Origin of the sequence: Okeania sp. SIO3I5, from assembly GCF_010672085.1 — a bacterium.
Lineage (GTDB): Bacteria > Cyanobacteriota > Cyanobacteriia > Cyanobacteriales > Microcoleaceae > Trichodesmium.
In genome coordinates, this window is the sequence record NZ_JAAHHT010000291.1 from 1 (window position 1) to 10,852 (window position 10,852).

Consider the following 10,852-nt stretch of genomic DNA (forward strand, 5'->3'; position numbering starts at 1 on the left):
CCTGAGTTACCAATAATAGAAGCAGGTAACACAACTTTCTCTGATTCTAAATCTTGTTCTATAATAGTTGTCAAAGAACCAACACAAACATTAGAGCCAATCTTACTTTTACCAACTAATAAAACTCCCGAACCAATAGTAACTCCCGATTCAATTTCGATATTGCCCTGGTAAGCATGAATAATAGTTCCCATACCAATACAAACCCCCGCTCCAATAATAACCTGACAATTATTAGCAGCTTGAATAATAACACCAGGAGCGATCGCCACACTCGGATCTATTTTTACATCACCACTAACAAAAGGCTCAATATTTGTAAGAGGTTGTAGTGGCGGCAACTGCATAAATACTCCTTTTTATAATAGTTTTAATCATCAAATATTAAGTAATAAAAGTTAAATAAGTGGTCATAATTCAGCACTTACGCATAATCACTATATCTAGAATGGCCATTCGCCCCTACAGATAGCGTATTATTTAATAATTTGCCTAAGTCCTGTTAATCTAATTTTTCTAGAAGTAAAAGAATATTATTTTGTAGTTGCAAAAGAGGAGGTTCATCAGGATTTTCATCCAAATCTTTAACTAACCAATATTCAATTTTATCAACCCATTCAGGAAACTGAGATTCTATTAAAGGACGATGAGCAACTTCATCAACAGCAACAATATGAGTAGCGCTTTCTAAATCTGTTTTTTCAACTTGCATTGGTTCTCTTAAAGATGCAGAATCAATTTGAATACCTAAAGATTCTAAAGCTTTGATAACCTCCGATGAAATAGCCCCCACATTACCAGATTCTGTACGAACATTCAAACCCCGTGAATCTGCTTCCCATTTTACTCCTTTTTTTGAGGCTAAATTATTGAAAAAATACTCACTAAATCTACTACGATAATAATTACCCGTACAAAGAAAAATAACTTTTTTTATCACTATTAATTTATTAATTCTAGTGATATAAAGCACTAGAAAATCACAAGCAAAACTTTCAATTTTTCACCATTGAATTGTTTGATTATTTTCAGTAGTGCAGGATAGAATAAATAACTGACCACTTACAAAATCCTAAAAACCTTACCGAAAAATTTTTGGTTTAAAGCCTCCCCTTTTAAGAGGATAATAAATAAAAATTTTCATAATTAGTCAATCCTCTTCTTTTCAAGGAGAGGTCATTTCAGTTATCAGTTATCAGTTATCAGTTATCAGTGAACCTCCGACTAAAATCAAAGACTTGAAATACTGAATTAAATATTCTCTTGGTCGATTGGATATGGCGAGGAAACCTCGCCATCCCTCGATCGCTTTTTCATCCCCTTAAAAGGGGAGGCTTTAGACCTCGTTTTTTGGTAATTATTAATTATTAATTATTCATTATTAATTGTTGAATAATACCATATGGTATAACCAATACTTTTGAATTTTGAATTTTGAATTTTGAATTCCGCGTATAGGTTGTAGGTTCTAGATCATTGCTCTGGCTAAAACCTACTACCTAAAATCTAACCTCTACTTCTAATTAACCTTGCCATTAGGTTGCTGAATAATCATTTCTAAAACACGACGTCTGGCTTTAGGATCGATACCAATCAAGCGGACATATTCTCCCTCATGTTGAGCCAAACTTTCCTCCAGAACTGGGAAAACATCCGCCTCACGTTGAGCATCTATTTGAGTATCAGTTTTCCAAGAGCTAGTGCGGAAACGACGTTTATCGGCATATTCCGTACCAATTTTATAACCACCCGCAATCAAAGAACGAATTTGTTCCACAGCCTCTTGACTTAACTTCTGGGTTGTAGAAGTAGCCGTTGGACTGCTATAAACAGGTGATGGTTGAGAACCATTGACTGCTCCTCCATTAGAAGTAGCCTTAAGAGCAGCAAAACCTTGACCTTTTCCATTACCATTTGGTTGTTGAATCACAGTTTCCAACACCCGACGTTTAGCATTAGTATCAACACCAATTAAACGTACATACTCCCCACTATATTCTGCTAAAGCTTGTTCTAGTTCAGCCATTGCTTGAGACGGATTAGTAGCAGAGATAGGAGCGCCACTCATCCAGGAGCTAGTCTTAAAGCGACGTTCATTAGCGTGTTCTAAGCTAATCCGATACCCTTGACTAAATAATGAACGTACTTGATCGACAACTTCCTGACTTAATCCATTATTTGTTCCAGTAACTTGGCTAGATACAGGAGCTTGATAACTTGGAGCAGTAGATACAGATTGTTGAATTGAGCGATCGCCTGGCTTTTGAATTAATATTTCAGCAACACGACGTCTAACATTAGGATCAACACCAATTAAACGGACATATTCACCAGTGTGTTCTCCTAAAAATTGTTCTAGATCAGTCAAACTTGGAATAGTCGGACCATTTTGCCAAGAGCTAGTTTTAAACCGACGTTCATTAGCATACTCTGTACCAATTTTGCATCCTTGAGACATCAAAGAATTAACTTGGTTTACTACTTCTGGAGTTAAACCTGTAGTATTTCCAGTAGTAGTTTGAACCCTGGTAGGAGCAGCAGGAACACTGTAGTTACCAGTAGTTGATTTTTGAGCAACTTTTTTGCCATCAGGACGTTTAATCATAATTGGAGATATGCGACGTTTAGCTTTAGGATCTATACCAAACATCCGCACGTACTCCGCAGCGTGTTCTGCTATACAACCTTCTAGAGCTGCCACTACTTCTGAAGAATTAGTGCTTTCAATTGGAGAACAAGTCTGCCAAGAACCTGTTTTGAAGTGACGAGTATCAGCGTGTTCTGTACCAACATAATATCCTTGAGATACTAGCTGCTTTACATGATCAATTATTTCTGGGGTCAATTTACCTGTTCCTCCTGCAGAATTGTAACCGTTACCATTTGTATAATTAATGTTCATTTCATTTCTAATAGGGGTAATGCAAGACATATTCTTTGCACACAGATAACCTTGTCGTAAAGATTCGTTAATTCCCACCACATGATGGGCAAATTCCATATCATCGGGCAGTACATCTGGCAAACGATCTGCTTGCTGTTGATTTGTAATAATTGCTCCTGAAGGCACATATTTACCGGGGGCAATTTCTACATCTTGGATCAGAGCGTGGAGCATAACAATACACCCTTCACCAATGCGGGCGTTAAAAACTGTAGAACGAAAACCGATAAAACAGTCATCACCGATATAACAAGGACCATGAACTAAAGCTTTATGAGTGATAGAAACATTGTCACCTATCCACACAGAATACTTTTGTTGGTCATCTCCGATGACTCGTCCTTGTTCTAAACCGTGAATAACTACTCCATCCTGGATATTAGTTCCCGAACCAATAGAGAAGGGAGTACCTTCATCAGCACGAATTGATGTGCCAGGGGCTACTAATACATTAGATCCAACGCGGACATCTCCAATAATATTGGAAAACGAGTGAATATAAGCTGTCTCGTCAACTTTTGGCTGCGCCAAATCTTTTGACCAGGGGGTAGGTGGAGCTGCTTCGTTACGGTGTGGCATCTATATTTTTCCTCTCTCAGTTAAATGTTGGGTGTTGGGTATTTGGTAAATTTCTTGTTGTTTATAGTTCAACATCCAACAGTTCAACAGTTTGGTAGTACACTGTTCAACGATATTGGTCTTTTTTACCGTAGATCATGCGATTGTCCACAGTTATCGTGTCAATAATAGCTACTACTCTGGCATCTACAGGAAGTTTTTCACTACCTGGTACTTCACGAGCTGCTCCACCACGGCTAACCAAAACCCATTCATCAATTCCGGCACCGACATTATCGGCAGCCACTTCATACTTTGGTAGTGGATGGCCTTCCTCGTCTAAAAACTGCAGCAGAAGTAGCTTTGTGCCTCTTAAGTTAGGCTCTTTCTGGGTGCTGACAACGGTACCACGAACTTTAGCAATTTGCATGATCTATTTGAATTACATGACTTCAGATTTTAGATTTTCTAGTTTTACCTGAACAAAGTTTTTATAGCAGTCGAAGCAAAAGTTAGGACACGTATCATTAGCCTAAAACCTAGGCAAAGCCAGATTTTTCCTTCTGCCTTCTGCCTTTTGCTATAAGTTTACCAATAGTAATGTTTGTGGATTTATTCTGCTTCTAGAGTTACTTTCAGCACCACAACCTCCACAAGCATTTTCATGTCGGCGACAGCCAAAACAACTAAGTCTACCGCATATCTCAAATTTAGTCACAGTAATACCGTTTCACTGAATTCAGAATTGAGAATTTAGAATTCAGAATGCCAGATTTGATAGGCTAAAAACTTTGACACTCACAACAGTTTCAGGCAATTATTTGACATTAAATAAAAAATGAAATCAATTCAAGATATGAAATCAATAATTTCATTCCCTATTCCCTATTCCCTGACTTCTGCAAGAAGTCTATAGGATTCAGAATTCTGACTCAAATCTGTCATCCGAAATCAAGTTACTTCTATGGTCTGTTGACTGAACGGATTCCAGAGGTACTGTCGCGGAACTGTTCTACCTCTTCAGTATAACGAATAGGCAGAACATACTCTAGGTTTTCATGGGGACGAGCAATGAGATGAGTTGACATAATTTGGCCTCCATTCACCTTTCTGACGTTATCAACTCCTGCTGCTACGGAAGCTTGTACTTCTGATACATCTCCACGAATAATTACAGTTACACGACCAGTACCAATTTTTTCATAGCCAACAAGAGTGACTCGTGCAGCTTTCACCATTGCATCTGCCGCTTCTACAACTGCTGGAAAGCCTAGGGTTTCTACCATTCCAACGGCAATTGACATTATTTTTACTCCGTGATATTATTTTACTGGTTCATTTAGTTTCTAGTTTGGCTAAGTCAATATATAGATTTTTCCTAGCTATGGATCTTTATATTTGCATTAAAATTACGATATCTATAGATATAGATATAGCAGTCGAAGCAAAGATTAGGAACATCAAAAGCCTAAAACCCAGACAAAGCCAGATTTTTCCTTCTGCATAAATGCCTTTTGCTATAAACCACACTCCAGGCAATCAAAACTCCTCAGATTTAATGGCATATCTTGGACATGACCACAGTTAGAACCAGTCTTTGATAATGGAAAAAATCTATCTGCTACTAGCTTAAAACCGTACCATTGGCACTTCTACTCAAGCTGTCTCCAAAACTCATAAAATCTGATGTATGGGTGAGCCTAGCCTATCTAAGCCTATCTAAATACTATCTTTTTTAACGTATTAAATCGTTATTCTTGGATTAAGTCAATGCTCTACCCAAACATTAAATTTGCTAGAGTCAAACACTTTTTTGCAGGGAGCAATAATGTTTTGACCTGCAAAATTTGTTTAACCGTAGAGTTTAAATCATTTCCTACATTCTCCAAACAAAATCTTCCTTAATAGAGGTTGAGCCAAAGATTTAAGGTAATCTCGACTGCTACCAATAATTAAGTTAATAAGTTCGGAACTGCTCGACTTCTTCGGTATATCGAATTGGCAAGACATACTCTAAGTTTTCGTGGGGACGAGCAATGATATGAGTTGATACTACCTCACCACCATCAACTCTTTTAGCTGACTCTATTCCTGCTGCAACAGAAGCTTGTACTTCCGAGACATCTCCTCGGACAATTACTGTTACACGAGCGCTACCTATTTTTTCATAACCCACTAGGGTAACTCTAGCTGCTTTAACCATCGCATCAGCAGCTTCTACTACTGCTGGAAACCCTCTAGTTTCAATCATTCCCACAGCAATTGGCATTCTTTTCTCTCCTATTGACAGAAGTTAACTTAAGCATTGAGGCCAGTATTGTCTCTAGATAGCTTTGAAGGGAGTTCCCATTTTTACAATCAAAATCTATCCAATGCTATATTTTCAGAATAGAGAAACATGGCATCGTTGACAATAGCAACTATCATCATAATTCATAATTGAAGCGATTTATAAAAATAAATTCTTTGACCATTAAAGTCCTTATAGTTAATAGACATCTCCAGAAAAAAGGGAGTAGGGAGTAGGGAATAGGGAGTAGTGGGAAATAATTGATAATTTCTGTATGATAATTGATTTGATTTTTGATTATTGAAGATGTCTAATACTGAATTTAGCGATCCTTAGCCTCTAGGTATCAATCCTAATTTTTTTTGTTACTTTTGGGTCAATCCCCTCTCACCAGAAAAAAACAGTATATATACTCATAATAACTTGAATCTATATTAATGGTGTGTATATATTTATTCTTAATATTGAAAGTCAAGAAATATAATGTTCGAGTTTCTCATTCAAACCTTTTGGTGCATACCCTTATATGGCTTAGTTGGAGCAATTTTAGCTTTGCCATGGTCAATAGGGATAATTAAACGTACTGGGCCACGGCCAGCAGCTTATCTTAATCTATTGATGACCCTATTGGGCTTAATTCATGGTGTTCTTATCTATCAAGCTATCTGGAATCAAGAGCCACGAGAAATCATATTCAACTGGCTAGAGACTGGAGACCTTAACCTATCTTTTGCCTTCAATATCTCATCAGTAACTATCGGGGCAATGGATGTTGTCATAGCTCTGTGTTTATTGGCCCAAGTTTATGCTTTGGGATATTTAGAAAAGGATTGGGCATTAGCTAGGTTTTTTGGACTAATGGGATTTTTTGAGGCAGCAATAAGTGGCTTGACAATCAGCGACTCTTTGTTCGTCTCCTATGCTTTGCTAGAAATGCTGACCCTTTCTACCTATTTAATAGTTGGTTTTTGGTATGCTCAACCCCTAGTAGTAACAGCAGCTAGAGATGCCTTTTTAACAAAACGGGTAGGAGATGTTTTACTACTCATGGGAGTAGTTGCGATTTCAGCTTTGGCTGGAAGCATGAACTTTACCGATCTATATGAATGGGCTGAAAGAGTAGAACTTTCTCCTGTTACGGGTAATTTGTTAGGTTTGTCTCTAATTGCTGGGGCAATAGGTAAATGCGCTCAATTTCCTCTGCATCTATGGCTCGATGAAGCGATGGAAGGTCCAAACCCGGCTTCGATTTTGCGAAACACGGTGGTAGTTTCTATTGGAGCTTATATACTGATCCAAATACAGCCGATTTTAATTATTTCTCCCATAGCTCTAGATGTATTGGTGGCGATCGGAACTGTAACTGCAATCGGAGCTTCTTTGGTTGCTCTGGCTCAAATCGATCTTAAGCGTGCTTTATCTCATTCTACAAGTGCTTACCTGGGATTAGTTTTTATTGCTGTTGGTACACAATGGACGACTTTTGGTTTGTTGTTACTTTTGGCACATGGTATTGCTAAAGCACTATTGTTTATGAGTGCGGGGGGCGTAATATTAACTACTAATAGTCAAGACCTCACAGAAATGGGTGGTTTAGGACCTCGAATGCCTGCAACTACTTCTTCTTTCTTGGTAGGAACTGCTGGTTTAGTGGGATTGTTGCCTTTGGGTGGTTTTTGGGCGGTGCGAGAAGGGTTGGATGTTTTTTGGATTATCGATCCTTGGGTAGTACCTGTTTTGTTATTTGTTAACTTCCTGACTGCTTTAAATTTAACTCGTGTTTTCCGTTTGGTATTTTTGGGTGAACCTCAACCTAAAACTAAGCGATCGCCTGAAGTTCCCTGGCCTATGGCGGTGCCGATGGTATCGTTAATTATTGTGACTTTGTTAACTCCGATTATGATGCAACGGTTATCACTTTTGCCTGACTGGGGTTATCTGAATTTGGCTGTTGTCATTTTGTTGGTAACGTCTGGTTTGTCTGGTGTTGTTCTGGGTAGTATTATAGAGTTAGGTAGAACTTGGTCTAGACCGATACAAGCTCCTTTGCGTTTTGTTCAAGATTTGCTTGCTTATGATTTTTATGTCGATCGCCTCTATGATGTGACTATAGTTTTTGCGGTTAGTCAACTCTCGAAGTTAAATGCTTGGATCGACCGTTATATTGTTGATGGAGTAGTTAATTTGGTTGGTTTGGCGACTATTTTTAGCGGGCAAGGTTTGAAGTATGGGGTATCTGGTAAAGGTCAATCTTATGTTGTGACTATTCTGCTGGGAATTGTTGTATTAGGAATGTGGGTGCTTTGGTTGATTGATTTCACGTTTTAAACTTTATTAGGAATTAGGCAGCTAAATAAGAAACCGGGTTGATTTTTCTGATTGTTATATCAGTAAATTTTGTGGCGTTGCTGAATTAAGGGATGAATATTAAGTAGGACGGGCATCCTGCCTGTCCAAAAATATCAGGAACGGGCAAGATGCCCATTCCACAAAACTATTAAAATCCCAAGCGCATTTATGCAACGCCAATTTTGTGGATAAACCCGGTTTCTTCTGATATACAGAGGATTCCACTTTGGTGAGGTATAGCGCTACGCGCAAGTCAGAAGTAATCCCTAACTGAGTTTGAACATTAGACATCTCCAAAAATAAAAAATGAAATCAATTCAAGATATGAAATCAACAATTTCATTCCCTATTCCCTATTCCCTATTCCCTATTCCCTGACTTCTGCAAGAAGTCTATTGTATAGATGTCCTAATCTTTGCTTCGACTGCTATACACCCATCGCGGGCAAGATGCCCGCACTGGCCACACTTACAGCAATTTCGGAGTTAGTGAGGTACAAAATTTCATTTATAGGACTTACGTATGAACGCTATTGGTAGGGTGTGTTAGCGCTAGCTTAACGCACCAGTACACCATATATAGTGCCTTTGCGTAAGTCCAGATTTAGTAATTTTGGTAACACAAGCATCCTGCTTGTTACAGGCTAGAAGCCTGTGTTACACACAGTAGAGATTAATCTTCAACTGTACCTCACCATCCTCATGCATTGCTGTAGTTGTTAACCTCTGTACTTCATATACTTGAAATCTGTTGTAAAATCTGGTTATACAGTAATCAAAAAATTACTTCCTCTTAATACAGATGTTCTATTGAATACGAATTTAAAAATTTAATAGTTCAAATCATTTCTTTCTCCTGACTCCTGACTCCTGAATCCTGACTCCTAAATCCTATGACAAGATTTATCCATGACCATTTTTTGAATTCAAAATTCAAAATTCAAAGTTCAAAAATTTTAGTTCTAAGTGAATTTCAATAATGCTTTAGTTAAGGATTTAAGCCTCGTTCTTGTTTAACGAAAAAATCAAAAATATTTTCCTTATTTCAAGCCTCTGACTTTAGGCAGAGGTTATAATTTTGAATTAATAATTTTGAATTTTGAATTGATTTTACCAATTTGCTAAAGATTATTTAGAAGAATTATTATCCCAATTAGGAGAATGTCAAATTCCTCTAGAAATTCGCAGTGAAGTTAGACAAGTAGATGTGTTTTTTGCTCCATCAACTCAACCAAAAATTTCGCCAGAAGTCTTAGGTTTATTAGGAAAATTAGCCACAACAATTTGTTTATTTGAACCGTTTAGAAATCCTGTAACAATTGATGAAATTCGGAGGGACGTTCCATGGAACGTCCCTACTTTAGAGGTAAATACAGATTTTATCCGTCGAGCTAATCGGGAAAATACTCGCCTCAATGAGGAATTTACTCCTTTACTTTTAGAATTATCAAGGGAGGAATTATTGGCAAGATTTAATAGTGAGAATTAATTCGTTTAAATGCTTTATTATTATCATTTTTGCGTAGTAACTTAGAAGTAAGTTCAGAATTATCATAACAAAATAGGGAGTTAATTATGTACTTATCACCACGTTTATTACAACGTTTATAAGCACGTTTTTTACCACAATTAGAAGCTGCTTATCTGTTCTACTTACTATTGTTCAATAGTAGTGTCAGGCGATATAGCTGCCACTAGGCTCTGCCAACACTGTTTTTTGAGTGTATTTTCAATGTCGTTACTATTGTTCAATAGTAGTGTCAGGCGATATAGCTGCCGCACTTGCTCCGCCAACGCTGTTTTTTGACTATATTTCAATCTACTTACTATTGTTCAATAGTAATATCAGGCGATATAGCTGCCGCACTTGCTCCGCCAACGCTGTTTTTTGACTATATTTCAATCTACTTACTATTGTTCAATAGTAATATCAGGCGATATAGCTGCCGCACTTGCTCCACCAACGCTGTTTTTTGACTATATTTCCAATCTGTTTACTATTGTCCAATAGTAATGTCAGGCGATATAGCTGCCGCACTTGCTCCACCAACGCTGTTTTTTGACTATATTTCCAATCTGTTTACTATTGTCCAATAGTAATGTCAGGCGATATAGCTGCCGCACTTGCTCCGCCAACGCTCTTTTTTGAGTGTATTTCCAATCTCATTACTATTGTCCAATAAATAAATTAAAATCAATAAGTGGCAAAATCAGCGATCGCTCCATCAACTAACTATGTCATCCTTACCACTAACCAATCTTGACTATTCATGGGTCGAGAAGCAAATATTAGAAGATCTACTTCAGGACACTTCTCTTTTCCCTATTTCTCTTAAAACCCAAATTTATTGTCCTAAGCAAAAGACATAGCGCTATATAGGAAAACAGAAAAACTAGGAGTAATACTAACAGAGGCAATGACCATAATAAAGACATACAATCGGATTTTTTAAACCGAAATGGAGGATGCCAAGCTTGATAAAATTCTTGGTAGGGGAGAGTTTGAGCATAATTCCCGATTATTGGATAGAATTTTTCGGAGTGATCGCGGTTAATTAAGTAGTCTATACCTAATAAGTAGTATTTTGACATACTCCCGACGTTGCCCTTACGGGACAACGCGGGATTCTTCAGTCTGGGAAACCCTGACCGCTGTTTAGACAGAGGTGATGTCCTCCCCCTGTGTTGACATTGATAATAACAAAATTCTCC

General features: G+C 37.7%; 11 protein-coding genes and 1 pseudogene. 2 read left to right on the forward strand and 10 right to left on the reverse strand.

The annotated features are described in order from the left end of the window. From ccmN to F6K40_RS35400, 9 genes and pseudogenes are all read right to left on the reverse strand, one after another. Window positions 1-347, reverse strand: a 347-nt coding sequence (ccmN, locus tag F6K40_RS35360; RefSeq protein WP_483143787.1) for a beta-carboxysome scaffolding protein CcmN, incomplete at its 3' end; no start/stop codon positions are given. Window positions 348-502: 155 nt separating this feature from the next. Further along, the gene (locus F6K40_RS35365) at window positions 503-940 is read right to left on the reverse strand and encodes an arsenate-mycothiol transferase ArsC (protein WP_293143373.1); all 438 of its coding nucleotides are present in this window, start codon (window positions 938-940) and stop codon (window positions 503-505) included. 579 nt (window positions 941-1,519) lie between these two features. Continuing rightward, window positions 1,520-3,523, reverse strand: coding sequence for a beta-carboxysome scaffolding protein CcmM (gene ccmM / locus F6K40_RS35375; RefSeq protein ID WP_365673901.1), 2,004 nt, complete (start codon window positions 3,521-3,523; stop codon window positions 1,520-1,522). 106 nt (window positions 3,524-3,629) lie between these two features. Continuing rightward, complete coding sequence (ccmL, locus tag F6K40_RS35380) at window positions 3,630-3,932, reverse strand: beta-carboxysome shell vertex protein CcmL (RefSeq protein ID WP_293143375.1); 303 nt, start codon at window positions 3,930-3,932, stop codon at window positions 3,630-3,632. A gap of 150 nt (window positions 3,933-4,082) precedes the next feature. After that, complete coding sequence (locus F6K40_RS35385; RefSeq protein WP_293143377.1) at window positions 4,083-4,220, reverse strand: hypothetical protein; 138 nt, start codon at window positions 4,218-4,220, stop codon at window positions 4,083-4,085. Window positions 4,221-4,464: 244 nt separating this feature from the next. After that, window positions 4,465-4,806 carry a carbon dioxide-concentrating mechanism protein CcmK gene (locus F6K40_RS35390; protein ID WP_293143379.1) on the reverse strand — a complete coding sequence of 114 codons (342 nt, stop codon included), beginning with the start codon at window positions 4,804-4,806 and terminating at the stop codon, window positions 4,465-4,467. A gap of 88 nt (window positions 4,807-4,894) precedes the next feature. Next, window positions 4,895-5,041, reverse strand: a complete 147-nt coding sequence (locus F6K40_RS35395; RefSeq protein ID WP_293143381.1) for a hypothetical protein — start codon at window positions 5,039-5,041, stop codon at window positions 4,895-4,897. Then, window positions 5,020-5,100: pseudogene (locus F6K40_RS41685) on the reverse strand (hypothetical protein); the annotation flags it as partial. The gene F6K40_RS35395 and the pseudogene F6K40_RS41685, both read right to left, overlap by 22 nt. Before the next feature lie 359 nt (window positions 5,101-5,459). Then, the gene (locus tag F6K40_RS35400; RefSeq protein WP_011613224.1) at window positions 5,460-5,771 is read right to left on the reverse strand and encodes a carbon dioxide-concentrating mechanism protein CcmK; all 312 of its coding nucleotides are present in this window, start codon (window positions 5,769-5,771) and stop codon (window positions 5,460-5,462) included. A 504-nt stretch (window positions 5,772-6,275) separates the two neighbouring features. On the opposite strand from F6K40_RS35400, the gene F6K40_RS35405 reads away from it, so the two are divergent. Beyond that, window positions 6,276-8,120 carry an NAD(P)H-quinone oxidoreductase subunit F gene (locus tag F6K40_RS35405; protein ID WP_293143388.1) on the forward strand — a complete coding sequence of 615 codons (1,845 nt, stop codon included), beginning with the start codon at window positions 6,276-6,278 and terminating at the stop codon, window positions 8,118-8,120. Between the two features lie 1,227 nt (window positions 8,121-9,347). Further along, the gene (locus tag F6K40_RS35410; RefSeq protein WP_293143391.1) at window positions 9,348-9,629 is read left to right on the forward strand and encodes a hypothetical protein; all 282 of its coding nucleotides are present in this window, start codon (window positions 9,348-9,350) and stop codon (window positions 9,627-9,629) included. A gap of 809 nt (window positions 9,630-10,438) precedes the next feature. Here the strand turns inward: F6K40_RS35410 and F6K40_RS41515 are convergent. Beyond that, entirely contained in the window at window positions 10,439-10,732 is a 294-nt protein-coding gene (locus F6K40_RS41515) for a hypothetical protein (protein WP_375340625.1), read from the reverse strand. Between the last annotated feature and the right edge of the window lie 120 nt (window positions 10,733-10,852).

Excerpts from the sequence above, each read along its gene's own strand:
- ccmM (WP_365673901.1), bottom strand. The coding sequence starts at position 3,523 with ATGCCACACCGTAACGAAGCAGCTCCACCTACCCCCTGGTCAAAAGAT.
- F6K40_RS35400 (WP_011613224.1), bottom strand. The coding sequence starts at position 5,771 with ATGCCAATTGCTGTGGGAATGATTGAAACTAGAGGGTTTCCAGCAGTA.
- F6K40_RS41515 (WP_375340625.1), bottom strand. The coding sequence starts at position 10,732 with ATGTCAAAATACTACTTATTAGGTATAGACTACTTAATTAACCGCGAT.
- F6K40_RS35390 (WP_293143379.1), bottom strand. The coding sequence starts at position 4,806 with ATGTCAATTGCCGTTGGAATGGTAGAAACCCTAGGCTTTCCAGCAGTT.
- F6K40_RS35405 (WP_293143388.1), top strand. The coding sequence starts at position 6,276 with ATGTTCGAGTTTCTCATTCAAACCTTTTGGTGCATACCCTTATATGGC.
- ccmL (WP_293143375.1), bottom strand. The coding sequence starts at position 3,932 with ATGCAAATTGCTAAAGTTCGTGGTACCGTTGTCAGCACCCAGAAAGAG.